The following is a 25,996-nucleotide window of genomic DNA, read 5'->3' on the forward strand; positions in this document are numbered from 1 at the left end:
CACCCACAGAGCCATCCAATCGCCAAGCCGGGAAGAGAACTGCCATGACCGAAGACCAGGAAACGACGCTGGGACTGCAGGACAACACCGAGCTCCTGCACCGGATCAGCAACCGCCTCTCCGACCGTTTCGCCGGAGTCTTTGCCGCCGAAACGGTCGAACGCTACGTCTTCGAGTCCTACACCGCCCTGGCCCGGACAGCGAAGATTAGCGCCTACCTGCCCGCCACCACCGAACACTTCGCCAACGACCGGCTGGCCGCTCTGGCCAAATCCAAAGGCTCCATCGTCTCCGAGGACCCCGAAGTGCTGTTCGTCTGGGTGCAGAACGCTGGCCGTTCCCAGATGGCCGCCGCCCTGCTGAACGTCGAAGCCAAGGGCAGGATCCGGGTCCGCTCCGCTGGGTCCATGCCGGCCGCCCAACTGGATCCCGCCGTCTTGACGGCAATGTCCGAAATGGGACTGGACCTGTCCACGGACTACCCCAAGCCCCTCACCGACGACGTCGTGCGCGCCTCCGACGTCGTGATCACCATGGGCTGCGGAGACTCCTGCCCGATCTACCCTGGCAAGCGTTACGAAGACTGGGACCTCACCGACCCCGCCGGCCAATCTCTGGAGACCGTCCGGGCGATCCGGGACGAAATCCACGACCGGGTCAGAACACTGGTCGCCTCGCTCCTGAACAAGCCCGAACAGACGAAAGAAGAAACCAACGCATGACCGAAAGCAGCAAGACCCCGAGTGTCCTGTTCGTCTGCAGCAAGAATGGCGGAAAATCCCAACTCGCCGCCGGCCTGATGAACCAACTGGCCCACGGGACCGTCACCGTCCATTCCGCCGGCACCAAACCCGGGGTCTCTTTGAACCCCGAATCCGTCGAGTCCTTGAATGAGCTCGGCATCGACATCAGCGGCGAGCACCCCAAACCCGTCACGGACGAGGTGCTCGAGTCCGTCGACGTCGTCGTTATCCTGGGCACCGAAGCCAAACTTGAACCCCACGGCACGGCGCGCTTCGAGATCTGGGAAACCGACGAGCCTTCCACTCGCGGGATCGAAGGCATGGACCGCATGCGCCTGGTCCGCGACGACATCAAGGCCCGGATCCAAAAGCTTTATGCCGAACTCGCTGAGAACTAGAAACCCGATGGATCCGGCCCGGGAAGCATGCCTCGCAGGATACAGCCGGGCCCTTCGGGAGTTGCTCAGTTGGCTGGAGAACGCGACGAGCCCGGAGCTGCAACGCAAGAGCAACGGGACCCGCTGGACCAACGAGGAACTGCTCTTCCACATGGTCTTCGGATACATGATCGTCCGGTCCCTTTTGCCCTTGGTCCGCATCATGAGCCGCCTGCCCCGATCCTGGGGTAGGCGATTTGCCGCCGGATTAAATGCGGCTGCCGGCCCGTTCGACGTCGTGAACTATTGGGGTTCCAGGGTGGCCGCAGCTGTCTACAACCGGCGCCGGATGAGCCGGAAACTCGAAAAGACGATCACGGCCCTGGCGCACCGCCTCGAACGCGAAACTCCAGTCACCCTGGCAAGGTCGATGCCCTTCCCGACCCGCTGGGATCCTTTCTTCACGGCCGACATGACACTCGCGGACGTCTACTCCTACGCGACATTGCATTTCGACTTCCACGCCAAGCAGTTGAGCCTCCGGTCACCGGATTCCTCAACTGGGTCGTCCTGATGCCTGCGATGCGTGACACATTCTGCTGGATCACCGCCGAGATATCGGAGGAAGACCCGCGGGTTTCCGGGGTATAAGCACCGGGCGAGTCCGAGTGATCCAGCAGAATCCGTCGCCCCTGCCACCTCAACCGCTGCCGACGCCGGCCCAGCCACAAAACCGGACCCACACGAAGGCCCAAAACCCCTGTCCAAACTGCGCCGCGCGGTCCACATGTCAGGTTTGAGGCCGTCGCCACCTAGAATTGCTGGTTGAAGCAATCTAAACGAGAGCCGCGGCGCACAACGCTGCGAGTCCTAGGGGACAAGACCATGCCGGATTCTGTGGACAACGAAGCCAGCGCCGCTGCATCTAACGAAGGGCAGCCCGAGCTTCGTCGACGCCGCGATCGACGCCGCGAAGAGGGTGACGCCTGGACAGGAACCATGCCGATCATTACGCCGAACGATTCCGACGCGCCCGCATCCGCTCCTGCCCCGCTCCAAAGCAGATCCTGGGCCGAAGCGGCAGCCGCCGCCGATGCGTCCGCCGGAACGGTAACGGACCGCGCGGAAACAGGCCGCGAAGACTCGACCAGCGGTGACGCGAGCCCTGAGGAACCACGCCGCGAGATCCCGGTGGCGGCAGCACCGGCGTCGGGCGCTGTTCCCCCGGCACCCGCACGGGCGGGACGCGCCGCAGCCGCCAACGCACCGATTTCCGATTTCATCTCCTCCCCGGGTTCCTTTGTGCGGGAACAGAAGCCGCGGCCCATCGGTGGCTTCCGGGGCATGCTCTACCGGCTGACCGGCGGCGCCTGGAACCTCGGGCCCAGCGCCAAGCAGCGTGAAGAGGACGAGCTGGCGCGGCGCATTTCCCGGCAGCTTCAGGGCAGCTACAACACGGCCGTCCTAAGCCTCAAGGGCGGAATCGGCAAGACCTCCACCACGGTGGGCGTCGGCCTCACCTTGGCGGAATTCCGCGGCGACCCTCCCTGCGCCATCGACGCCAACCCTGATTCCGGCGACCTCGTGGAGCGCGCCCTGGGCGAGGGCATCTACCAGAAGGCCACGCCGCGCACCATTACGGACCTGCTCAAAAACGTCGACAACGTCGATTCGCTCACGGCACTCGCCCGGTACATGCATCATGCCGGCCGACTGCACCTGATCGCCGGCGAGCAGGACCCGGAAGTTTCGGATTCACTGACCGCCGAGGAATACCTGCGGATCCGCCAGTTGATCTCGGGTTACTATTCCATCGCGCTGACCGACTGCGGGACGGGCGTCACGCACAATGCGATGAGCGGCATCCTGCAATCGGCCGACAACCTCATCATCGCCGCCGGATATGCCGTGAGCGGTGCCAAGCGTGCCCGCAGCACCCTTCAATGGCTCGCGAGCCACGGCTATGAGGAACTCGCCCGCAACGCCATCGTGGTCATCACGGACAAGGACGAGGTGTCGTCCCGCGTGGACAAGGATGCCATCGAGGAACACCTCGCCGGGATCTGCCGCCAGTTGATTGCCGTGCCGCACGACAGGGGAGTGGCTGACGGCGACCTGGTCACCCTGGACGTCCTGCGCCCCGACACCCGCCGTGCGTACAAGGAGATCGCGGCCGCGATCGTGGACGGGTACGTGTAGCGCCTCACCTTTTCGGTGCCCCGCCCAACTAACTCGCATTAGATGTCGTTTACAAGGCTCATAACGACATTAACTGCGAGTCAGTTGGGGTGGGGCTACTTAGTTATTGCCTAGAGTGACGCTGCCGACACTCTATTCATTACTTGGTTTACGCGGGCAAGAGCGGGTTATTACTCGACTACTAAGCGGATTGCAAATTGTCGCTTCCGCCGGGATTTCCCTACAGTTGCACCTGGACGTCATTCGCTTTGCGGGGCGACCTCGCCATGACCGGGAACTGGGCCCGGGCATGGTGCACCCAATTCTGTGCCTTTATGACACCCTGCTGCGCCCGTTTCTGAACCCGAGGCCAGCACCCAGGAGCCTCCTTGATTCCCAAAAAACTTGCCTTGATGTTCGCTGCCGTGCTTCTCCTCGGACTGACGGGTGCCACTAGCGCCCGCCCCTCCGCCAAGACAGCGCCCGACGCCGCCCCGGCACCCATCGCGAACGCCGCACCCGCCGCTGAGGTGGCCCCGCTCGCGACGCCGACTCCAGCACCACCCGCCGTTCCGCAACCTGCCGCCGCACCCGCGCCCGCCGTCGTCGTACCCCAGGCTGCAGCCGTACCCCAAGCTGCAGCCGTACCCCAAGATGCTCAGGGCGGCTCGGTGAAGGTGCTCGACACCACCGCGGCCATCACCGACCCCAACTGGTTCCGCCAGGCCTACGCCGAGGGCTTCCGTCTCTACGTGATGCACTCCACCGCTTGGGGCACGTGCACTCCGTGGCAACAGACCCAAGCCCAATTGAAGATGGCGCTCGACGCCGGCCTCAAGATCGCGGTCTACACGCGTGACGCGTCGTGCTGGGAGAACGGGATCAAAGCCGCCGGCCCGTACATGTCCCAACTGCAGTTCTTCGCCCTGGACATCGAGCCCGGTGGATCCTTGGTAACGCGGGCCATGGTCGATGGCGTGCGGAGCCTGGGTGTGCGGCCCGTGATCTACAGCGGCAGCGGCATGTGGCCAGGCTTGATGGGCAACAGCACCGCATTCTCGGACGTGCCCCTCTGGGATACCGACACGAGCAACCTCAACTACTCCAGCTGGATCGCGAACTACCTGGCGCCGGCACCTGTGCAGTACGGCGGTTGGAACACAGCAAGCACCATGCGCGTGGGGATCCAGCAGAAGTTCGAACACACCCTGAACGGGATCAACGTTGACCTGAACTCGTTCAACGCGAGCTTCCTGAAGTAGTCACGAAAGTAGTGTCCTAGGGCAATAGTTCTAGGATGAAGGGGATGACCACCACCAGCACCCTTCAGCCCTTCAATCTCCGCAGCATAGCGTTGCCCGCATTTGGGCCCGCCCTGCTGTTCTGTATCGGCGAAGGCGCGGTCCTTCCGGTGGTGGCGTTGTCCGCCCGCGACCTTGGTGCTTCCGTGGCCGTTTCCGCGTTGGTGGTTACCCTGATCGGGCTGGGATCGTGGTTCTTCAACCTGCCCGCTTCGCTCATCACCATCAAGTTCGGCGAACGATGGGCCATCGTCGCCGCGGGCGCGGCCGGAGCCTTGGCCCTGCTGGCGGCCGGATTCGCGCCGCTCCTTGCGCACAACGGCATCTGGCTGCTCGCCGCGGCGATGACCGTCGTCGGGATGTCCACGAGCGTCTTCAACCTCGCGCGACAGAAGTACCTCACGGAAGCCGTCCCGGTCATCTACCGGGCACGTGCCCTCTCGACGCTGGGCGGCGTCACCCGGATCGGCGTGTTCATCGGCCCGTTCGTCGGCGCGGCCTTGATGCAGTTCGCCGGCATCAGCGGCGCATATTGGGTTGGCGTGGCGGGCATGGCGGCAGCCGCGGTGCTTTCCCTCACCATTCCGGACCTTGTGTTGCCGGACGACGGCGACGGCGGGCGGAAGGGTCCCGAGCCCACCCTCCGTGGCGTCGCGGTTTCGCACGCGGGCGTGTTCCTGACGATAGGCACCGGGATCCTGCTGCTCAGCGCGCTGCGGGCGTCACGTCAGGTGGTCATCCCTTTGTGGGCGGACCACTTGGGATTGGACGCCACACACGCGTCACTGATTTACGGCTTGTCCGGCGCGATCGACATGCTGGTGTTCTATCCGGCCGGCAAGCTCATGGACCGCAAGGGGCGCATGTGGGTCGCTGTACCGTCCACCCTCATCATGGGCGCGGCGTTGTTCCTGATGCCGTCGTCCGCGGAGTTCGTGGGGCTGCTGCTGGCCTCGCTCCTGATCGGCTTCGGCAACGGCATCAGCTCAGGACTCATCATGACTCTCGGCGCCGACTTTTCCCCGGAGAAGGGTCGCGGGCAATTCCTCGGCTTGTGGAGGTTCATTTCCGACGCCGGTGCCACAGGCGGACCCGTTCTGCTCTCGGCCCTGACGGCTGCAATATCGCTCGCGGCGGGCGTCTGGGCCACCGGCTTCCTTGGCTTGGCCGCCGCGGCGGTGTTCGCCGTCGCACTCCCGAAACTCAAGCACCGCAGGAACTACTAGTCCCCGCCGGCGCGGGCCCAACTGGCTCGCAATAGATGTCGTTTTGGGCCCTCAAAACGACGTTAACTGCGAGCTAGTTGGGTATGCAGCTCCCAGACTCCGGTCAGGTGCATCCGGTATGGTGAATTGGATGTTCTCAGTCATCGCGCCTCCGCATCGTGCCCCCACTGCGAATCCGACCGCTGGGAAGCCCGTCACGGACAACGCACCGCCGCTTGGTTCCGGGGCGGAGAACCGCCTGCCGAAGAGCGAGGCAAAGCAGTCCCGGCCTGATCTCGCGACGCTGACCGCGCTGCGTTTTGTTGCCGCCCTGTGGGTGGTGTTCTTCCATCTTCAGGCCATGCAGCACACCTTCCTCGCCCCCGTCTATGAGCTGTTCCGGCCCATCATTGCCAACGGCGACCTGGGCGTGGACGTGTTCTTTGTGCTCAGCGGCTTCATCATCACCTACACGTACCTGGACCGGCTTGGCCCACGTTTCCGCTGGCGAGCTGCAGCCGACTTTGTCTGGGCCCGGTTCGCCCGCATGTGGCCCGCGTTCGCCCTGGTGGTGGGCGTGTTGGGCCTGTGGTTCGTATATGGGACCGCGCAGGAATCCGTGCGGGAATGGTCCCTCCAGACCCAGGCTCCGGACCTGTCGCCGTGGGGGCTGGCCAAGCAGCTGCTGATGATGCATCTCTGGTTCCAACCGGGTACCGACGGCGCCAGCTGGTTCGGCCCGGGATGGACGGTCAGTGCCGAGTGGCTGGCCTACTTGGCGTTTCCGCTGCTGGCGCTGGTCCTGTTCCGGCTGCGCCGGCTGCATCCGCTCACGGCGATGGCCGCCTCCGTGCTCGTCCTCCTGCCGACAGCCATCTGGGGTCCGGACCTGCCAATCGCCACGGATGAGGACCAGCCGTACCAATGGCTGCTGCGGATCGCGTGCTGCTTCATTGCGGGGGCTTTCGCCTGCATAGCAGCTCGGAACGCGGACCGTATGAAGTTCAATCCTGCCCTGGCCGGTCCCGGCGCCCTGCTGACCGGAACCGCCGTCGTGATCTTCCTGGCCACGGCCGGAAAACCTGGCCCGGGACGGCTGGCCGTGCTTGCCTTCCCGCTGCTCATTGCGCTGCTTAGCCTGACCCGCGGCTGGCTCCGCTCGGCGTTGTCGGCGCGGTGGCTGCAATATGGCGGCCACAGCTCCTACAGCCTGTACTTGGTCCACATGTTCTTCATCTACCTCTTCTACTGGCTCATCAAGGACTGGCCGCATGGGGCAAGTCCGGTGGCGGAGAACTTGCTCGGGGCGGCGTGCCTGCTCGGGATTGCCTTGGCCACCCATCTGTTGTTCAAGTACGTCGAGGAACCGGCCCGGCTCCGGCTGCGCGCACTGGTGCCGAAGGCGGGGGCCGCGAGGGCGGGTGTGTGATGCCGTCCCAGAACCTCAGTCGAGTGAACTGAGGAACGCGGTGGCATCCGCTGCCACTTGGTCCGGGCACTCCCACAAGACCAGGTGCCCTACCCCGGGATAAACCTTCAACGCGGCGCCGGGTATTCGAGCCGCCAAGGCTTCCTGGTGCCTTCGAGGCAGCACACCATCATGTGCGCCCCACAAGATCAGGGTGGGCGCGAGAATGGTTCCGGACTCCGTGGGCGGAGTTGCCGTACGCAAGCCATCGAGGATGAGCTTCCACGCATGCGCGGGCATCCTGACTCCGTCGCGCACCCGGTCCTCGATATACCAAGCAGGAATCGCATGCAGTAGTGGGAACCATGCCAGGGAATTCCGTACCCAGCTCTCGTCAACCGGGTCCTGGAGACTGGCGACTTCGTTGGCGAAAGCAGTCCGACCCCGCAGGCTTAGGGGAGAGCCCACCAGCACGAGCGCTGCGACACGATCGGGGTACCCGATGGCTAGCTGCTGGGCCACGTAGCCGCCGCTGGAGGAACCAAGGACGAAAGCCCTCTGGACACCGAGCGCATCCAGGATGGCTGCGGCGTCCTCGGCCTGTTCCGCCAACGAATAGCCGAGCTCCGGCTTCTCCGCGTCTCCCTGGCCGCGGAGGTCGGGTGCGTAGACCCTGAAGTCCGTCAGCAGAGGTACAAGGCGGTCAAAGCTACGACGGGATTCACCCCAGGCGTGCAACAGCAACAACGGCTTCGCATCGGCGTGGCCCTGGACGAGGCACGGAACCCGTATGCCCGTGGTGAGCCTGAGATCCAGGACTTCGGCGCCCATAGCATCAGGGTACGCCTCGCCGCGCGGCACTAAGGTGAGTGCCGCCGTCGGGCACCAGCGCTCAGCGGGCCGAGCCTCCAGATACGACCACCTTTGGCCCGGCTGCCTCCTACGAATCCGTGGAAATACGGGGGATCCGGACTGGAAGGTTGTTCAAAAGTGGTCGAATGTTGAGCCGCCCGGCGATCCCGGAATCGTTGACACCTGCGAGGCATTGGCGTTCGATGATCGCAGGGGGAACTGTCTCGGCGGGGAGGGAACAGTTCATGCGGGCAATCCGGTATGCGAAACCTGTATCCATCGTGGCGGGCAGCACCTTGATCCTTGAGGGCTGTGTCGGAATGTGGCTGGCCGCCACAGCACCCGCCGGACCGGAGAATGGCAAGATCGTTCTGCTTTCCTTCTTCTATGGCGCCGTCGCCCTGATCTGGGGTGTCATCATCCTGTCTTGGCGCTTCTGGTCCAAGCCGATGGTCCTGATGCGAAGACAAGTAGCGGATGTCCTTCCGGTCATCTTGCCTCTGGCCGTGGTTTCGTCGCCCTTGCTATCGGCGCCTGGATTCTCCGATCCCGCCAACCCGTCCTTGTGGATGGGTGGCCTGCTGCTGGCATCGGCTGCCATTTCAGTAGTGCCTGCGGAGAAGGCGGCGCTTTTGGAGATCCCACCACTACGCCCGGGACACTTCCTTGATTGGCTTAGATGGCAGAATTTCGGTGCCGGCTCGCTGTGGGTTTCGGGTTTCTTTACCGCGACGTACTTTTGCGATTCACGCCGGCTTGATGCCTTAACGCCACTGATCATCGTGCTGGCCCTCGCGCAAGCGACCGTGAGCGTTTGGCGCATTATCGAACAGCGACAATTTTCCAAGGTCGCGGTGCGCCTTTCCAGCCTGCAGATCAACTGGCTACGAGTCATCCACGTCAGCCGCGGACACGAGGCAGCCGTGAAGGAGCTCCGCACGATGTACCCCAAAATCGGCCCAACGCAGGCCGACATCATCATCGAAAACCTCTATCGGGCAGAAGCACTCAGCGCACTGAGCCTCTAGACCAGACCGGGCAGGAAGCCGCGCGCGGCACTAAGGTGACTGCCGCCGTCGGGCATTCAGACCGAAAAGCCAGGTGGCAGCGACCGTTGCCAGATAACCGGTGATGACAATCAGGGAGACGCCAGCCCAGAAATAGTTGGTGGTGCTTTCCTGCCCGAAATCGCTCGCGATTCCAATCAGCGAGTACACCGCAACGGCCGCGGCGACGACGCCCGCCAGAGTCGACAGCGAAAGCCAGACACGCGACGACGCCCAGTGCTCACCGCGGCCGTCCTGGACATTCCAGCGCTTTCCCGTTCGCAGCACCAACCAGCCAGCCGGCAGCATGACCGCTCCCACCACGAGGAACGCGGCGACGACGTCGGCGGGCCGGTGCCACTGGTTGATCAGCGTGGAAACCCCGGCCGCCACTGCGAAAGTGCCGCCGAGGAACCCCGCCAGAGGCCGCCACCGCGGCGATACCACCAAGAAGACCGCGGCGGCCGCTGAGGCCGCGAGCGTGGTGTGACCGGAGGGCAGCGAGTTCAGTTCAATGGTCTGGACGCCGCGGAACGGCCTGTTCGGGAACCAGTCCTTGAGGAGCTGGGTGGCCAGGTTCGCCGCGACACAAGCGGCCACCGCGATCCCGGCGGACTTCCAGCGGCGGCGCATGATCGTGACGAAAAGAACGACGACGGCGGCGATCGCCACCGAGATGACCGGCAACCAATCGAGGAACTGGGTGGTTGCCCGCTCGGTGGGACCGTTGATGGTCGCGGCTTCCACCAGGGCGGATTCGTCGATGTACTGTCCCGTGGTGGTGCGCACGAAAAAATAGTAGGTGGCAACGAATGCGACCATGCACGCCAAGGTGGAGACCACAAAAAGGAAGCCCATCCCAGCGCCCGCCCATCGCCTGCTGGCGGTACCACGTGTGGCCGGCATCCGGCTCGTCTTAGGAAAACTCATTACTTTCAGGGTGTCATATTTGGCTGGGAGGATCACTTTTGCTCGGCGAGGAGTTCCTCATAGAGCGCCAAATGTTCGGCAACCATCCTCTCGGCGCTGAAGTAGTTTTCCGCGGCGCGGCGGCACTCGCCGCGGTCCAGCGTCGCGGCGGCAATGACGGCTTCGGCCAGTTCCGGGGGACTGGAACGGAGATAGCCCGTGACGCCATCGGACACGATTTCCGGGGCTGATCCCCGGAAAGTTGCCACCACCGGTGTCCCCGTGGCGAGGGACTCGATCATCGCCATCCCGAAGGGTTCATCCCACTGCAGCGGATTCAACAGGGCCACGGACCCGCCCAGGAGGACGAACTTGTCCGCCGCGTTCAGCTCGCCGAGGTATTCGACGTCGGGCCCGAGCAGCGGTGCGATGACCTCGGCGTAGTACTCATGTTCTTCCGCGCTGTACATCTTGGCCGCAATTCGCAGCGGTACCTGGGCCAGTCGGGCGGTCTCGATTGCTTCCGGCAGGCCCTTGCCAGGATGCATCCGGCCGAGGAAGCAGGCGTAGCCGCCGTCGCCGGCTCCGAGCGGGACGGACTGCGTGTCTATCCCGTGGTGAATGACCCTCCGTATCTTGATGGCGGGGGCAGTGTCCGCTTGATGGTGCGAGATGGCAATGATCGCTGTGTCCGTGGCCATGGCCTGGTAGATGTCATGGTTTTCTGCCGAAAACGGGAGGTGCGCCGTTGCGACGATGGGCGTTCCCTTCGGCCGATGCCTGTACAGCGGCCCCGCCAGGGTGTTGTCGTGGATGAGGTCGACGTCGTCCATGGCCGCGAATGCGTACACGCTGTGGCGGAGTTCGTCCGTCCCGTTCCCTATCCTCGAGCCGTCCGCAAGCGGCGGGCCGGGGACTTTGTCCACTGGACATGTGCTTCCGGACGCCGCCGCCAGAAGCACATCGTGGCCCGAGGCGGCCAGACCGCGGGCCAGGATATCGATGATCGACTCCGTGCCGCCGTATGCAGGCGGCGGTACTGGAATCCAGGGCGGGGCAACCAGTCCGATGCGCACCTAGTGCCCCCGCCGCGGTCCGGCGGTGGCGTGGTGTACATCCAAGAGATCGGACAACGGTTTGCGGGCTTCGAGGTGGAGCGCGACATTCTCGGGCAGGTCCGTGACCCGTGTTTCTCCGTTGACCACCTCCACGGAGATCCGGGAGCCGGCGAGCGGGATGTTCCGCATTCGGATGTCGCCGAAGCCTTCGGGAACCACCGGCGCCAGCCAGAGGCCGCCGTGGGTGAGGCACGGATCGAAGCGGAGCAATACCCTCAGCAAGTGAACCGGCGTGGCAGCCGCCCATGCCTGTGGCGAACACGACGAAGGGTAGGGGACGGGCGTCCCGTAGGTTTTCCTGTCCAGTCCGCAGAACAACTCGGGGAGCCGTCCGCCGAACGCCTCGGCCGCATCGAGGAGGCCTGTGACGAGGCGCTGGGACTCCTCGACGAAGCCGTAGCGCATCAATCCGCCGGCAATGAGGGCATTGTCATGCGGCCACACCGAGCCATTGTGGTAGCTCGCCGGGTTGTATGCCGCCATGTCCGAGGCCAACGTCCGGACGCCCCAGCCCGAGAACATGGTGTCCGACATCAGCCGCTCCGCGACTAACGGAGCCTTGTCGTCGTCGACGATTCCGCTCCACAGGCAATGGCCCATATTGGACGCACAGGCGTCTACCGGCCGCTTGTCCCGATCGAGGGCGATGGCGAAATAGCCGCGTTCAGGAAGCCAGAATTGCTCGTTGAATTTTCGCTTGAGCTCGGCTGCCCGTGCGCCCCACACCGCGGCCAGCTTCAGGTCTCCGTCTTCTTGGGCCATCAGGGCCCTGCTGAGATAGGCGGTGTAGACATAGCCCTGGACTTCGCACAAGGCGATCGGCGGCTCCGCCAATGTGCCGTCGGCGAAGTTGATGCCGTCCCCTGAGTCCTTCCAGCCTTGATTGAGGAGGCCATGGTCCGTGGCCCGCGAGTACTCAACGAAGCCGTCGCCGTCGGCGTCTCCGTAGTCGCGGATCCAGTCCAGGGCGCGATCCACCGCCGGCAGAAGGAATTCCGAGACATCGGAATGGAACCCCCAGCGGGTGAGCTCACCGGCGAGCGTGACGAACAACGGGGTGGCGTCCACTGAACCGTAATAGGCACTCCCGCCGCCAAGCGCGAGGCCTGTGGTGGCGCCGAGACGCACCTCGTGCAGGATCCGGCCCGGCTCCTCTTCGCTGAGCGGATTGACGGTACGGCCCTGATGGTCGGCGAGGGTTTTGAGTGTTCCCAGCGCGAGCGAGGGATCCAGCGGAAGGGTCATGAAGGACGTCAGGAGCGAGTCCCGGCCGAAAAGGGCCATGAACCAAGGCGATCCTGCAGCCACCACCGTGCGTCCGGGATGGTCGGGGTCGAAGATCCTGAGGGAGCCGAGGTCTGCCCTGCTTTGGGCCAACGCTTTATCGAAGGCCTTGTTGGCAAGTTCCGTTGTAGGAACCTTGCCATGCCACTCCTGAAGCCTTTCTTCAGGGACATCGTAGGGGCGTTGGTTCCCCCAAACCTGGGCGTCCGCCTCGGGACCGACACCGTCGATGCGGGGCGTGGCCGTCACCCCCGTGGACCAATGGCCTTGGGGTTCAAGAGTGATGTCGTAGCTGATGACATCCCCGTCAACCACGCCATGCGGAGCGTCAACGGCGACCAGGACATGCCGGTCCTGCCGCTGGGACTCAAGGACCAACGAACCGTCGCTGCCCCGGGTCAAATGCACACTCTCGTGGCGTGCCCGGCCCTCCTTCACTTCGAAGATGTCGGCAAAGTCGGCATTGACCGTGAGCGAAACCGTGGCGCGGGTGGGCTTGCTGGAAAAATTCCTGACCGTGATCTCTTCGCGCACTCCGCCGAACAGGCTCCGCCGGCGTTCAATCAGCAGATGGCTGTCCGCCAAGCCATCGGTGCGAGACGCTCGGCCGACGAAATCGGCGCGATAGGGCTCCGGGACAGGAGAACCCAAGGCCTCGATGGGGTGGCCGTTCACCTCCAACGCCCAGTTTGAAACGAACCGCGTGTCACGGAAGAACATCCCGTGCGGTCGCAGTTGGTCCATGTCTCCGTTGGCCGCAGACACGCAAAACGATGTTCCTGCCAACAGTGTCACGGCACCCGCGCCGGCCGAACCTGCGAGGTTCTCGGCATTCCAACCTGTCATCAATGGGCTCCAAAGCTAGGGACGGGGGAATGGGGCAGCTTGTTTCAGCGTATTCGCCACGTCTTCGGAAGTGAACCCTCCTGCAGATATGGGGGCTTTTGGCTGGACGCTCGCTCGGATATGTCGGGTTGGACCCGGGGTTTGGGGCACGTATGTGAGCGAGCGTTCGGGGTTTGGGGCACGTATGTGAGCGAGGGTCGGGAGGGTGAGGGGCGCGTAACACGAATGTGACGCTTGACACGTGTTAAGTGATGGATTTACGCTACCTAACACGTGTTAGGGAGGAATTGGACATGGCAGGAAGCAATGGGAAGCTGCGTGACATCTCCCGCAGGACAGCCCTTGGTGCCTTGGGTGCGGGAATTGTCGGAGCAACAGTGGCGTCGTGGCCACGGTTGACCGGAATGGACATCCCGGGCCGCGGCGACAATAGCCTCAGCATCGCCATCATGGGAACCGCAGCGGACGCAGCCGCCCGCCAGCGGGTCATTGATGCGTTCGCGAAGGTGCACCCGGAAATCAAGGTGAAGGTCCAGGCAATCCAGGCCGCGGACTGGAAGGACTTCTTCACCAAGATCCTCACCATGGTGGCAGCAGGAACGCCACCGGATGTGGTCTACGTGGCCACCGAAGGCGCCCAGCTCTTCGCCGAGAAACTGGCGCACCCTTTGGACGAGTACCTTCGGCGTGATGCCGCGGACATGAAGGAGTACTTCGCGGACGTCCACCCGAGCCTCGTTGAAGCGTTCATGTACAAGGGAAGTCTGTTCCAGCTTCCCATCGACTGGAACGCCGCCAACATGTACTACAACACCTCGGCCTTGCAACAAGCCGGACTCGAACGTCCCGCGGATAACTGGACCCAGGTGGACTTCCGGAACAACCTTGCTGCGATGCGGAAAGCGAGGCCGCAGGACTTCACTCCGTACTACTGGACCAACAGGCTCTTTGGCGGCGTGGTGCCCTGGCTCTATGCGAACGACACCAGCTTCCTCAAGGAATCGAAGTCCACTGGCGGCGAATGGCTCTGGGACAGCTTCTACGCGCAGGATCCTTCACGCGGACTGCGCTCCGGCGGCTACCAGTGGCTTGAACCCAATGCCGATGACCCGCGGGTGTACGAGTCGTTCGACTACCTCCGGGGCCTCGTCAAAGATGGCTTGGGCGTTCGTCCCGAGGAAGGCGGCGGAAATTCCCTCGTGGGGCTGTTCGCTTCCAACAGGATCGGCATGACCCCGGCCGGCGGCTACTGGGTGGAAGGCCTCCACGAAGCAGGAATGAAGGAAGACGGCTTCGACGTCCAGTTCTTCCCGCGCTGGCGCACCCAACGGCACCAGTTCGGTACCGCGGGCTACGCCATCATGAAGACCGCCAAGGACAAGGACGCGGCCTGGGAGTGGCTCAAGTTCGCTTCCAGCCTGGAAGCCATGCGCTTGGTCTTCCCGACGCCGAACACCACCCCCGCGCGCCGCTCCATGGTCAACGAGCAGCTGTATGCGGGACGCGGACCCAAACACTGGAAAGTCTTCTACGACACCCTCGACAAATTCCCCACCACAGGTCCCATTCCGGCACCGCCCCAGCAGGCCGCCGTCGAGACCGCATTGATGAAAAACGTATCCCTGGCCGTCAGCGGTGACGAGCGCCAGCTCAAGCAGGCCCTCGACTCCATGCAGCGCGACCTTGAGATCGCCTTGAGGAGGCAGGCATGAGCACGGCAACAACGGGCATGTCCACCAAACGCCGAAACGGCGCGGGGCCCAAACGCCGAAACGGCGCCGCGAAGAGCGAGGCAAGCGGAAGACGGCGTCAGCGCTGGCTGCCGTGGGCGTTCCTGGCCCCGACCATCCTGGGCATGGGCCTGTTCACGCTCGTGCCGATCGTCGCTTCGGTGGTCCTCGCGTTCTTTCGCTGGGACATCATTTCAGCGCCAAGCTTCGTCGGGTTCGACAACTTCGCCGAAGTGGTCCAGGACCCCACAGTGCGTGTCTCGTTCCTGAACACCATACTGTTCGTGGTGGTCGCAGTCGCGCTTCAGCTCGGCCTCGCGTTAGCACTGGCGATCATGGTGCAGGAGAAGCTCCCGGCCTGGCTCCGCGTCTTCTTCCGCAGCGCTTTCTTCTTCCCGCTGATCCTGTCCGCCGCGTCGGTGTCCATCTTCATGCGCTACCTGTTCAACGAACAATTCGGCGTAGTCAACTGGCTCTTGTCCTTCGTAGGCATCCCCGCCGTCCCGTGGCTGACGACGCCGGCCGGTTCTGCCGCCGTCGTGATCCTCGTGTACGTGTGGCAGAACTTCGGGTTCTCGTTCCTGCTGTTCATCGGCGGGCTGGCGTCCATCCCTACCGAAACGTACGAGGCCGCGTCGATCGACGGTGCCACGGGCTGGCGCAAACACCTCCACGTGACGTTGCCGCTCCTGAGCCCCACCACGCTAGTGGCATCCGTCATGGCAATCATCAACGCCCTGCAAGTGTTCGACCAGCCCTACGTCCTGACCCGCGGCGGCCCCGGCGACTCCACGCGCACCGCGGTGATGGTGATCTTCGAGTCCGCGTTCCAGCGCCTCGAATTCGGCCAGGCATCGGCGATCGGCGTCATCCTCACGCTGATCATCATGGCCATCACAGCCGCCCAGTTCCGGCTCAGCAAACGATTCGTCTTCTACCAGTAAGGCCCGCCATGACTACAACCTCAACCCAGCGCGCCGTCGTCGATCGCTTGGCTGCCCAACGTCCCGCGGCCCGCAAGAAGCGGAACTGGAGCATGGCGGGACGAATCGTGCTGCTCCTGATCGCGTCCGTCTTCATCCTCGGCCCTGTGTTGTGGACCCTGTCCACCTCGCTGCGGCCACCGGCGGAATCGTTCCAGCTGCCGCCGTCGTTCCTTCCGCTCAACCCCGATTTCTCGTCGTATGACCAGGTCTTCAAGCAGCTCAACATTATGTTGCTGGTCCTCAACAGTGCCCTCGTGACGGGACTGATCGCCGTCGGGCAGATGTTCACGGCGGCGCTCGCCGGCTACGCGTTCGCGAACCTCAAGTTCCGGGGCCGCGGGGCGCTGTTCTCGATTGTGCTGGCCACCATGATGGTCCCGGCGCAGGTGACGATCGTTCCGGTCTTCATGCTGATCCGCGGCATCGGTCTGTCCGACACGCTCCTTGCGCTGATCCTTCCGGCGATCCCGACGGCGTTCGGCACCTTCCTGATGCGCCAGTACTTCCTGGGGCTGCCAAGTGATTTGGGCGAGGCCGCCGCGATCGACGGAGCCTCGCCGTGGCGCACGTTCCGCTCGGTGTATGCGCCGCTGGCGATGCCGGGCATGGCGATCGTGGGCATCCTGGCCTTCAACTACCACTGGAACGAGTTCTTCCGCCCGCTCATCCTGACCATCTCCGAGCAGAACTTCACGCTCCCGCTGGGCCTGGTGTCGCTGCAGGGCAACCTCGGCACGGGCAGCATCTCCGTGGTCCTGGCAGGCGTGATCCTCTCCATGATTCCCGCCCTGGTGGTGTTCATGTTCGGCCAGCGCGCTCTGCGTGACGGACTCACCGCCGGCACCGGCAAATAGCCTCTACTTCCCTGAAAGGACCTCGATGACGGACGTCATATCTTCCGCCCCTGCTCTAGTCGCGGCGGCCACCCACCCGGACCCGGCTTTCCCGCGCTTCCACCCCCGGCCGGCGCAAGGCTGGATCAACGACCCCAACGGCGTCAGCTACATTAACGGCCGCTACCACGTGTTCTTCCAGTTCAACCCGGAATCGGCCCGGCACCACCGGATCCAGTGGGGCCACGTCAGCTCCCCGGACCTGGTTCATTGGGATGAGCACCCTGTCGCGCTGCGCCCGCAGGACGGCGGCCCGGATGAGTTCGGTTGCTGGACCGGTGTGGTGACCGACGACGGCGGTGTCCCCACCGCCGCGTACTCGGGCGTGCGGGGCGACGGTGGTCACTCGCAAGTGGTGATTTCCCGGGGTTCCGCGGACTTGGTGACTTGGGAACAGGATGGTCACATTGCAGCTTCCATGCCGGACGACGGCCTGGTCACGGCCGTGCGCGACCCCTTCATCTTCCACTTCAACGGCAAGCGCTACGCCGTGCAGGGCGCCGGGCTGGCCAATGGACATGCTGCTTTGCTGCTGTACACGGTGGAGGACATGTCCGACTGGAAGTACCAAGGCATTTGGCTGACCACCGAAAACCCCGTGGCAGCTACGCACACCCCGGCCGAGATCTGGGAGTGCCCGCAACTGGTTCGTGTGCCGTCTGACGGGGCCGAAACCTGGGTCATGATGTTCTCCCTCTGGCTCTCCGGCGATGATCACGAGCACGCCAACGGGGTGGGCCACCTGATCGGCTCGCTCGCTGAGGACCCGTCTACGGGGCTGCCCGTGTTCGTCCCGCGTTCCGGCGGCAGATCCGACCTTGGCCGGGACTTCTATGCCCCGCAGATTGCTCAGCTGGGTTCTGCGTCGGGGGCGGAGCCGCGTGCCCTGCTGTGGGGATGGGCCAACGAAGGCCCGGGCCGTGATGGCCGACGTGGCCGTTCGCAAGACGAGATCGACGCCGCAGGCTGGGCCGGCGTATTAACCCACCCGCGCTTCCTCTCGGTTGAGGACGGTGCATTGGTGGTGGCTCCTGCGCCGGAGGTCGAGGCATACCGGGGTGCTGTGCTTGCGAGCGGAGCTTCCGGGATGGTTCCCTTGCCGCCGTTTGCCGAGGCGGCTGTGAAGACTGGGGCTGGCGGTGGAGCCGGTGAGGTTCGGCTGGTCCTGGCCTCGGGCGTGGAACGGCAAGTCGTGTTTGCGGGGCCGCTGTCCGCCAGCGAGGAACTCCGCATCTTCGTGGATGCTTCCTTGGTAGAGGTGTATCGGAAGGGCTCCGTTGCCACAACCCTCCGCGCCTATCCTGCCTTGGGCGAGGAATGGATCCTTGAGCTTCCCGAAGGTGCGGCGGCGGACGTCTGGGAACTGAAGCTGCCGGAATAGGCGGCAGGCCGCCGTCGTGGTTTCCCCACTTTTGACCAATTTTGGCCGGTGTCGCAGTCCGAGATCCCTGTATTTCCGCGGATTCCGGGGCGGCGGCCCAGCCAAAAGCGGGGAGATTCAGCGGGCGGGCACGGGGCCTGTTGACTCGCGGACCACCAAGCGGCAGGGAACCATGGTTTCCAAGCCGGCATTGTCCTCCAAACCGGTGCCGTCGCCCGACGTCGGCCGGTGGGCCGGATCCTCAATCTGCCCCAGCAACATGCTCATCGCGGCCGCACCCATTTCCCGCAGGGGGAGCGCCATGGTGGTGAGCGCGGGGACCATGGTGGCCGCGATGCGGAACTCGTCGTCGTAACCCATGATCGACAGGTCGCGCGGTACGGTCAGCCCCAGCCGCGCCGCAGCCAGTGCGACGCCGATGGCGAGTCGATCGTTCGCGCACACAATCGCCGTCGGCCGCTCGGTGGCGGAGAGCAGTCCCATGGCGCCGTGGAAACCGTCGTTGATGTCCCAACCTGCCATGAACACGCGGTCCTCGCGAACGGGGATGGCGGCCTTGGCCATTGCTTCCCGATGCCCCCTGATGCGCAAGGGCACGGCCGGTGAGGTGGCGGCGCCGGCGAGGAACGCGATATCGCGATGGCCCAGCTGAAGCAAGTGCTCAGTGGCTTCGCGACCCCCGGAAACTTCGTCCGGGATCACGTGGTGCAGCCGTGGGGCGGGACTGTTGTCGAAGCAATTGGCGAGCACGGAGGGGATCCGCAACATGCCCTGGGGCACGTCGAGCGGCTTCAAACCGACCGTGACGTACATCAGCCCGTCCACTTGCCGGTCCAGCAGGGTCTCGACGGCGCTCTCGTCACGGGAGGCGTCGCGCTCGGTGTCCATGACCACGGTGACAAAGCCGTGGGCCCGCGCGACGTCGTCGGCGCCCCCGATGATGTTGCCGTCGAACGGGCTCACCACCACCTCGTCAGACACGATGCCGATCACGCGTGTTCGTTGGTTCCGCAGGCTCAGGGCGATGGGGTTGGGGGAGTAGTTGAGGTCCGCGGCGGCCTGCCGGATACGGTCCTGGCTTTCCTTGGCCACGTTGCCGTCTCCGCGGCCGTTGAGCACCAGCGACACCGCACTCCGCGAGACGCCGGCCCGTTTGGCGACGTCGAGTGCTGTGGCCTTGCGCTGCATGCGTGCTCCTCCGGCTGTGGTTCCGTTTCTTGCTGCATTCTACCTAACGCGTGTGAGGGGCGGCCCGCGCCCGTTCCCCAGCCCGACGCTCGCTCACATATATGGCCTTCCAGCCGAACGCTCGCTCACCTCAAGTGAGCGAGCGTTTGCCGAAAACACCCCAAAGGTGAGCGAGCGTTTGCCGAAAACACCCCAAATGTGAGCGAGCGTTTGGGGGCCCTGTGTGTCAGGAACCCTCGCTCAGATATAGGGCAAAAGACAGGAACGCTCGCTCAGATATACGCCCTTCGAGCCGAACCCTCGCTCAGATATACGCCCTTCGAGCCGAACGCCAAGCGGTATCGTTGGGCGTGCCGGGCAGAACCGGTGTTTCAGATCTATGGGGGTGGGTCCGATTTTTTCCTTGCGCCGAATGGCTACGATCGTCCTGACAGCTGCGGTGGCAGTGAGTCTCAACGCCTGCGTGTTCGACGTAACTGCGGCCGGACCCTTGGCCCCAGCCGGGACGTCCTCCGCCCCTCCGAGCTCCAAGCCATCCGCGGCACCAACTACAAGCAGTGGTACCCAAACGCGGGTCCAATCGTCGCAAGAGCTGCAGGCGTTGCTCGGCAACCTCCGCGCTCCCGACGGCGTGATGTCGCGGCTCATTGATGAGGCAGCAATTCAGGACATGCAGGATTCGATGGCAGTCGGGCCCGCCGACATGACCACAGATCCCGCCAATTGCCGGGACCTCCTGAAAGCAGGAGAGTTGCTCGACTACAGAATCCCGACGGCGGCCGCGGTGCTTGGCCCCCAGGCGAATATGTCCGTCATCATGGCGTCCTCCGACGATTCCGGCTATTTCTGGCAGGGCATATACAGCATCGGTAAAGTCCTCGGATATTGCACCGAGGTGACTATTAGCTCGGGGAATCAATCCGTGCACTCGTCCCTGACGCGGTTGAATATGGATCTTCATGGCTCGAAGTCGTTCGCCTACGTCACCACCATCACGGGTTCCGGGTCGCCGATCCATGTGCTGCGCATGGTCACCATGAGCGGAAACCTGTTCGTCACGGGCGTGCACCCGCTGCCGGATGCGCAGCCCACGGATGCCGTCATCCAGGAGCTCAGCAGCTACGTCAATGCGATCGTTGACCATGCCGGCGATCAACTGCCCACTATTCCTGCCACGAAACAGCCCACCCCGCCGCAAACAGGCAACTCGGCCTAGCACCGTCCCACCCGGCCTAGCGGCGCCCCACGTTACAGTGAAACCATGCCTCCATTCCCCACTCTCGACGAGCTCCTTGCCACAGCCAAAGTGGTCAGCCTGCCGATGCGGGTCAGGTTCCGGGGTATCACCGAGCGCGAGACCCTCTTGTTCCGCGGCCCGGCCGGATGGGGCGAGTTTTGTCCGTTCCCCGAGTACGGCGACGCCGAAGCTTCCCGCTGGCTCGCCGCCGCCGTCGAAGCCTCATGGCAAGGTTTTCCGCCGCAGCTAAGGGACACTATCCCCGTCAACGCCACCGTCCCCGCCGTACCTGCCGCCCGGGTGCCCGAGGTCCTGGAGCGCTTTGGCCGCGTGGACGCCGTCAAGGTCAAGGTTGCCGAGCACGGGCAGGAACTGGCCGACGACGTCGCGCGCGTCACCGCAGTCCGGGACGCCCTGCCGGACGCCGCGATCCGCGTGGACGCGAACGCAGGCTGGGACGTGCCGCAGGCGGTTGAGGCACTCGGGCGGCTCTCCGCCGTCGGGCTCGAATACGCCGAGCAGCCCGTGCCCCACATCGAGGGCCTCGCTGAAGTCCGCCGTCGGCTCGCGCAGCAGGGCACGCCTGTGCTCATCGCCGCCGACGAATCCGTGCGCAAGGAAGACGATCCCCTCAAGGTGGCCCGCGCGGGAGCGGCTGACCTGATCGTGGTCAAGGTGGCGCCGCTTGGGGGAGTGCGGCGCGCGCTGGACATCGTGGCGCAAGCCGGGCTTCCCGCCGTCGTAAGCTCGGCGCTGGACACCTCGGTGGGGATCCGCGCGGGCCTCGCGCTCGCCGCCGCGCTGCCGGAGCTGCCGTACGCGTGCGGGCTGGGGACCGTGCGGCTGTTCGCCTCGGACATCACGCGGGATCCGTTAGTGCCCGACGACGGCGCCATCCGCGTTCGCGAAGCCGTCGCCGACGAGGGGCTGCTGGAGCAGTATGCGGCCACCGCTGAACGTCGCGATTGGTGGTTGGACCGGCTCCGGCGCGTGCACGCACTCCTTAATGCATAGATTGCTGTGAAAAAGCTGGGAATTCACCGGAACTTTACCGGAGCGTCCTCTCGGATTCCGCTGGCGCTGTAAGGGTGGGGAAATCACTCAATCCCCGGAGGTATTTCCCATGTCTGAATCAACCAAGCGCAAGTTCGACTTGCTCCCCATGCTCGGCCATACCAAGGGCAAGCGCAGCCCCGTGACGTGCGCCCTGAAGTGCGACAACGCCTGTTCGGGCGAGGTTTGCAACACGAGCTCCAACGCCTACTTCCGCGACATCGCTTCCGCGGCTGTGTCCCGCCGCGCCGCCCTGGGCTTCGGCGCCGTCGGCGCGCTCGCCGTCGTGCTGGGCGGAAGCCTGCCTGGCAACGTTCCCGAAGGTGCCGGCCTGTCCGCGGCGGCAAAGACGGGCTTCGACAAGGCCAAGCTCAAGTTCACGCCGATCAAGCCTGTCGACTACACCGTTGACGCCTTCACCGTGCCGGATGGTTTCGCGTGGCAGCCGATCATCCGTTGGGGCGATCCACTCTTTGCCGACTCGCCGGCCTTCGAGCTGAAGGGCCAGACCGCGGCAGCGCAGGCCCGCCAGTTCGGCTACAACAACGACTACACGGACATCCTGCCCATCCCGGATTCCAAGGACCGCCGTGCCGTGCTCTTCACCAACCACGAGTACACCAACGAGAACATCATGTTCCCGGCCACTTTGGCGGCTGCGGAGGCGCGGGCGATCGGGCGTGCCGCGCACGGGCTCACGGTTGTTGAACTCGAGCGCAAGAACAAGAACAAGCCCTGGAACTACGTGAAGGGCGCGCCGCTCAATCGTCGGTTCCTGACCGACACGACGTATGAGCTCACCGGTCCCGCCGCAGGCATGGACCTCGTCAAGACCATCGACGATCCGTCCGGCCGGAAGATCAAGGGCACCCTGGGCAACTGCTCCGGCGGCACCACTCCCTGGGGGACCATCCTCTCCGGCGAGGAAAACTTCAACGGCTACTTCGTAGCTCCCGGCACCTCGGCGGGCGACAAGCGCTACGGCCTCTCGAACAAGCCAACGGCCCGCAAATGGGAACTTGATGAACCGCGTTTCAACACCAACAACGCCGGCTACGCCAACGAGGCCAGCCGCTTCGGATGGATCGTCGAGGTCGACCCGTTCGACCCCTCCTCCACACCCAAGAAGCACTCCGCGATGGGCCGCTTCAAGCACGAAGGTGCCAACGTGATCGTTGCCGCCTCCGGCCGTGTGGTGGCTTACATGGGCGACGACGAGCGCTTCGACTACCTCTACAAGTTCGTCTCCAAGGGCAAGTACATGGCCGGCGACTCGGCCGCGGCCCGCCGGAACAACATGAACCTTCTCTCCGAAGGCGACCTCTACGTCGCCAAGTTCACGGGTGACTCTCCCGCGGCTGAGATCGACGGCACCGGAAAGCTGCCCTCCGACGGCGCGTTCGACGGTTCCGGCGAGTGGCTTCCCTTGGTGGTCGACGGCGCCTCCGCCGTTCCGGGCATGTCCGTCCCCGAGGTCCTGGTCTACACCCGACTCGCCGCGGACAAGGTCGGCCCCACAAAGATGGACCGCTGCGAAGACGTCGAGCCGAACCTTGCGACCGGCAAGGTCTACGTCGTCTGTACCAACAACTCGGACCGCGGCAAGCCCGGCAAGGAAGGCGCCGCCGAGGTCAACCCGCGCGCGCTCAACCGGGACGGCCACATCGTCGAAATCACCGAAACCGGGGACCAGACGTCCACGCGCTTCAATTGGACCCTCCTGATGGTTTGTGGCGATCCGGCCAAGAACTCCTCCACATACTTCTCCGGTTTCCCGGCCGACAAGGTCTCGCCCATTTCCTGTCCGGACAACGTCGCTTTCGACTCGGCAGGCTACATGTGGATCGCCACTGACGGCGCGCCGTCGTCGATCGGGTATGCGGACGGGCTGTTCAAAGTCACCCTGACCGGCAGCGAACGCGGCAAGGTTGAACAGTTCCTCGCCGTACCGCGCGACGCCGAGACCTGTGGACCGATCGTGCACGACGACGAGCGGACCGTCTTCGTCGCCGTGCAGCACCCGGGCGAGGAAGGGACGTTCGACGCGCCCCATTCCTTCTTCCCGGATTACGTGGGCGCCGGAGCCGCCCCAGCCGCCGGCCAGGTCCGCGCCCCGCGCCCGTCGATCGTGCAGGTGTTCCGCAAGGACGGCTAGGGCTCTTCCCTGCCGCCCTGCCGCCGAGCCGCCCTGCCGCCCTGTCGCCCTGCCGCCGAGCCGCCGACGCTCGCTCACCTATGTGGGTCTTTCGGGAGACGCTCGCTCACCTATCTCTGCATAGGTGAGCGAGCGTTTGGGTTTGGGGGGCGATAGGTGAGCGAGCGTCGGGGATTGGGGGCCGATAGGTGAGCGAGCGTTTGGGATTTTGGCCCCATAGCTGAGCGAGCGTCGGGAGGGAGGCGCCGCTAATAGACTGGTGCGGTGACTTCGCAAGGCTCCCTGAGCTCCCTCGCCGCTGCCCGGATCGCCGTCAAGGCCCTGCTCGAATGCGGTGTGCGGCACGTGGTGGTCTCTCCCGGTTCGCGCTCGGCACCCATGGCGTACGCGCTGGCCGAGGCTGAAGCAGCCGGGAACGTCAGGCTCCTGGTGAGGATCGACGAACGCTCGGCCGGTTTCACGGCACTGGGCTTGGCCCTGTCGACGGGCGCTCCGGCGGCGGTCCTGACTACCTCGGGCACCGCCGTCGGGAATCTCTTGCCCGCGGTCATGGAGGCCAACCACGCCGCCGTGCCCCTCGTGGTCCTTTCGGCTGATCGCCCCGCCGAGCTCCACGGCACCGGCGCCAACCAAACCACCATCCAACTGGACCTCTTCGGCGAGCACGTTCGCTTCGCCGTCGACATCGCCGCTGGCAGCAACCCGCAGCGGGCCATCGAGACCGCCATCTACGCGGCAACCGGCGCCCTCGAGGACACGCCACCCGGGCCGGTGCAGCTCAACCTGGCGTTCCGCGAGCCGCTGGTTCCGGAACAAGGCGAGTCGCTGCCCGCGACCAAGGGCCACGGAGTTTTCCACTACGACTCCGGTCCCCAGCCACTGAGCATGCCCCTCGCTCCCGCCGAACTGACGGAGCGTCGCACGGTGGTTTTGGCGGGGCACGACGCCGGTCCGGTCGCCGAGGCGTTCGCCCGCGCCCACGGCCTTCCCCTGCTGGCCGAACCCTCGTCCAACGCGCGCTTCGGTCCCAACGCCGTCGGGCCGTATCGCCTCATGCTGGACAACTTCGGGCCCGGGTCCGCGCTGCCGATCGAGCGCGTGGTGGTCTTCGGACGGCCGACCCTGTCGAGGCCCGTCGCCGCCCTCCTGGCACGCAACGACCTCCCCGCGGGCATGTACGAGCCCGTTCCGGTGGCCTGGTACGAGCACGACCGGCGTCGCGAGGAGCGCTTTGACTCCCTGGCGGAGTTGGCCGGGTTCGCTGGCCGCGGCTCGGATGAGTGGCTCGACGCCTGGCTCCTGGCCGGTGCCGCGGCCCAACACGCGCTCGACGGCGTCCTCGAGGCAGAACGCGCAGCGAACGGGCCCGCCGTGGGAGCCACCGTCTGGAAACATGCGCGGGGGCAGCTGGTCCTGGGCTCTTCCAACGGCATCCGCGACGTCGATCTCGCAGGACAGCCCAGCCCCGAGCCCCTCGCCACGGTATTTGCGAATCGCGGTCTCGCCGGCATTGACGGCACGATCTCGACGGCCACGGGAATCGCCCTCGGCGCAGGCCGCGAAACCACCCTCCTCCTGGGCGACGTGACCTTCCTGCATGACGCGGGCGGCCTGTTCCTCGGAGCCGGAGAACCAGGACCGGACCTGCGCATCGTGGTCCTCAACGACGCCGGCGGGGGCATTTTCGGCCTCCTTGAGCATGGCAAGGTGGAGGACGACGGCGGCTACGGCACCGCCGTCGAGCGCCTCTTCGGCACCCCGCACAGCGTGGACATTTCAGCGCTCGCCACGGCATACGGCGTCGGCCACACTTTGGTGCGTACGACGGCGGAGCTCGCCGCCGTGCTTGCCGCGCCTTTGAAGGGGCGAAGCATCGTGGAAGTACGCACGGACCGTTCCGGACTGCGTCCCTTGCACGCACGCATCAAGGTTGCAGTAGCTGCGGCAGTGTCCCAGGTGCTGCTCGGGGCGTAGGCGGTCTGGGACGCGCAAACGGCTTGGAGAGGCGCAAACGGACTGGGGATACCCGGATACAAGTGTCGCCCGTCCGTAGTTGTGGTGCGCGTCGGGGAGAGCGTCCTCGGCAGTTGTCCACATACGGCAGAA

The 25,996-nt window shown here is 64.9% G+C and carries 21 protein-coding genes; 16 read left to right on the forward strand and 5 right to left on the reverse strand.

The window, feature by feature from the left end; all coding sequences use genetic code 11:
• The first annotated feature begins 44 nt into the window (after positions 1–44).
• The 7 genes from AB4074_RS12090 (at position 45) to AB4074_RS12120 (ending at position 7,233) form a co-directional block, all read left to right on the forward strand.
• Complete coding sequence (locus AB4074_RS12090) at positions 45–722, forward strand: arsenate reductase ArsC (protein WP_441413582.1); 678 nt, start codon at positions 45–47, stop codon at positions 720–722.
• Positions 719–1,141, forward strand: coding sequence for an arsenate-mycothiol transferase ArsC (locus AB4074_RS12095; RefSeq protein WP_441413583.1), 423 nt, complete (start codon positions 719–721; stop codon positions 1,139–1,141). The genes AB4074_RS12090 and AB4074_RS12095 overlap by 4 nt, the downstream gene beginning before the upstream one ends.
• A gap of 7 nt (positions 1,142–1,148) precedes the next feature.
• Entirely contained in the window at positions 1,149–1,694 is a 546-nt protein-coding gene (locus AB4074_RS12100) for a DinB family protein (RefSeq protein WP_441413584.1), read from the forward strand.
• Between the two features lie 311 nt (positions 1,695–2,005).
• Positions 2,006–3,319, forward strand: coding sequence for a MinD/ParA family ATP-binding protein (locus AB4074_RS12105; protein ID WP_441413585.1), 1,314 nt, complete (start codon positions 2,006–2,008; stop codon positions 3,317–3,319).
• A 368-nt stretch (positions 3,320–3,687) separates the two neighbouring features.
• Entirely contained in the window at positions 3,688–4,560 is an 873-nt protein-coding gene (locus tag AB4074_RS12110) for a hypothetical protein (protein ID WP_441413586.1), read from the forward strand.
• A gap of 44 nt (positions 4,561–4,604) precedes the next feature.
• Positions 4,605–5,825: an MFS transporter gene (locus AB4074_RS12115; RefSeq protein WP_441413587.1), complete on the forward strand. Its 1,221-nt coding sequence runs from the start codon at positions 4,605–4,607 to the stop codon at positions 5,823–5,825.
• A gap of 130 nt (positions 5,826–5,955) precedes the next feature.
• Positions 5,956–7,233 (forward strand): acyltransferase family protein, encoded by a 1,278-nt coding sequence (locus AB4074_RS12120; protein ID WP_441413588.1) that lies wholly within the window; start codon positions 5,956–5,958, stop codon positions 7,231–7,233.
• 15 nt (positions 7,234–7,248) lie between these two features.
• Here the strand turns inward: AB4074_RS12120 and AB4074_RS12125 are convergent, their stop codons facing one another.
• Positions 7,249–8,043, reverse strand: coding sequence for an alpha/beta fold hydrolase (locus AB4074_RS12125; protein ID WP_441413589.1), 795 nt, complete (start codon positions 8,041–8,043; stop codon positions 7,249–7,251).
• A 266-nt stretch (positions 8,044–8,309) separates the two neighbouring features.
• On the opposite strand from AB4074_RS12125, the gene AB4074_RS12130 reads away from it, so the two are divergent.
• A complete protein-coding gene (locus AB4074_RS12130; RefSeq protein WP_441413590.1) occupies positions 8,310–9,092 on the forward strand; it encodes a hypothetical protein in 783 nt (260 codons plus the stop codon).
• A gap of 30 nt (positions 9,093–9,122) precedes the next feature.
• Here AB4074_RS12130 and AB4074_RS12135 read toward each other — a convergent pair whose 3' ends face one another.
• Genes AB4074_RS12135 through AB4074_RS12145 form a run of 3 tightly spaced genes read right to left on the reverse strand, consistent with a single transcriptional unit; the run spans position 9,123 to position 13,267 of the window.
• Complete coding sequence (locus tag AB4074_RS12135; protein ID WP_441413591.1) at positions 9,123–10,040, reverse strand: phosphatase PAP2 family protein; 918 nt, start codon at positions 10,038–10,040, stop codon at positions 9,123–9,125.
• Positions 10,041–10,072: 32 nt separating this feature from the next.
• Positions 10,073–11,095 carry a glycosyltransferase family 4 protein gene (locus tag AB4074_RS12140; protein ID WP_441413592.1) on the reverse strand — a complete coding sequence of 341 codons (1,023 nt, stop codon included), beginning with the start codon at positions 11,093–11,095 and terminating at the stop codon, positions 10,073–10,075.
• Positions 11,096–13,267: an amylo-alpha-1,6-glucosidase gene (locus tag AB4074_RS12145; protein ID WP_441413593.1), complete on the reverse strand. Its 2,172-nt coding sequence runs from the start codon at positions 13,265–13,267 to the stop codon at positions 11,096–11,098. It abuts the gene before it with no gap.
• Between the two features lie 293 nt (positions 13,268–13,560).
• Here AB4074_RS12145 and AB4074_RS12150 point away from each other — a divergent pair, with 293 nt between their 5' ends.
• The 4 genes from AB4074_RS12150 to AB4074_RS12165 are packed head-to-tail and all read left to right on the forward strand — an operon-like array spanning position 13,561 to position 18,257.
• Positions 13,561–14,979, forward strand: coding sequence for an ABC transporter substrate-binding protein (locus tag AB4074_RS12150; protein ID WP_441413594.1), 1,419 nt, complete (start codon positions 13,561–13,563; stop codon positions 14,977–14,979).
• Positions 14,976–15,941, forward strand: a complete 966-nt coding sequence (locus tag AB4074_RS12155; RefSeq protein WP_441413595.1) for a carbohydrate ABC transporter permease — start codon at positions 14,976–14,978, stop codon at positions 15,939–15,941. Before AB4074_RS12150 ends, AB4074_RS12155 begins: the two co-directional genes overlap by 4 nt.
• An 8-nt stretch (positions 15,942–15,949) precedes the next feature.
• Positions 15,950–16,837: a carbohydrate ABC transporter permease gene (locus AB4074_RS12160; protein WP_441413596.1), complete on the forward strand. Its 888-nt coding sequence runs from the start codon at positions 15,950–15,952 to the stop codon at positions 16,835–16,837.
• Between the two features lie 25 nt (positions 16,838–16,862).
• Positions 16,863–18,257, forward strand: a complete 1,395-nt coding sequence (locus tag AB4074_RS12165; RefSeq protein ID WP_441413597.1) for a glycoside hydrolase family 32 protein — start codon at positions 16,863–16,865, stop codon at positions 18,255–18,257.
• Positions 18,258–18,374: 117 nt separating this feature from the next.
• On the opposite strand, the gene AB4074_RS12170 is transcribed toward AB4074_RS12165, so the two are convergent.
• Positions 18,375–19,445 carry a LacI family DNA-binding transcriptional regulator gene (locus AB4074_RS12170; RefSeq protein WP_441413598.1) on the reverse strand — a complete coding sequence of 357 codons (1,071 nt, stop codon included), beginning with the start codon at positions 19,443–19,445 and terminating at the stop codon, positions 18,375–18,377.
• Between the two features lie 412 nt (positions 19,446–19,857).
• On the opposite strand from AB4074_RS12170, the gene AB4074_RS12175 reads away from it, so the two are divergent.
• The 4 genes from AB4074_RS12175 to menD all read left to right on the forward strand — a co-directional run bounded on the left by AB4074_RS12175 (position 19,858) and on the right by menD (position 25,864).
• The gene (locus tag AB4074_RS12175; protein ID WP_441413599.1) at positions 19,858–20,661 is read left to right on the forward strand and encodes a hypothetical protein; all 804 of its coding nucleotides are present in this window, start codon (positions 19,858–19,860) and stop codon (positions 20,659–20,661) included.
• Positions 20,662–20,706: 45 nt separating this feature from the next.
• Positions 20,707–21,696, forward strand: coding sequence for an o-succinylbenzoate synthase (locus AB4074_RS12180; protein ID WP_441413600.1), 990 nt, complete (start codon positions 20,707–20,709; stop codon positions 21,694–21,696).
• A gap of 109 nt (positions 21,697–21,805) precedes the next feature.
• Positions 21,806–23,890 (forward strand): PhoX family protein, encoded by a 2,085-nt coding sequence (locus AB4074_RS12185; protein WP_441413601.1) that lies wholly within the window; start codon positions 21,806–21,808, stop codon positions 23,888–23,890.
• 264 nt (positions 23,891–24,154) lie between these two features.
• Positions 24,155–25,864 (forward strand): 2-succinyl-5-enolpyruvyl-6-hydroxy-3-cyclohexene-1-carboxylic-acid synthase, encoded by a 1,710-nt coding sequence (menD, locus tag AB4074_RS12190; protein ID WP_441413602.1) that lies wholly within the window; start codon positions 24,155–24,157, stop codon positions 25,862–25,864.
• Positions 25,865–25,996 lie beyond the last annotated feature (132 nt).

This window comes from Arthrobacter sp. 2MCAF14, from assembly GCF_052115645.1.
In the GTDB taxonomy this organism is placed as follows: Bacteria; Actinomycetota; Actinomycetes; order Actinomycetales; family Micrococcaceae; genus Arthrobacter.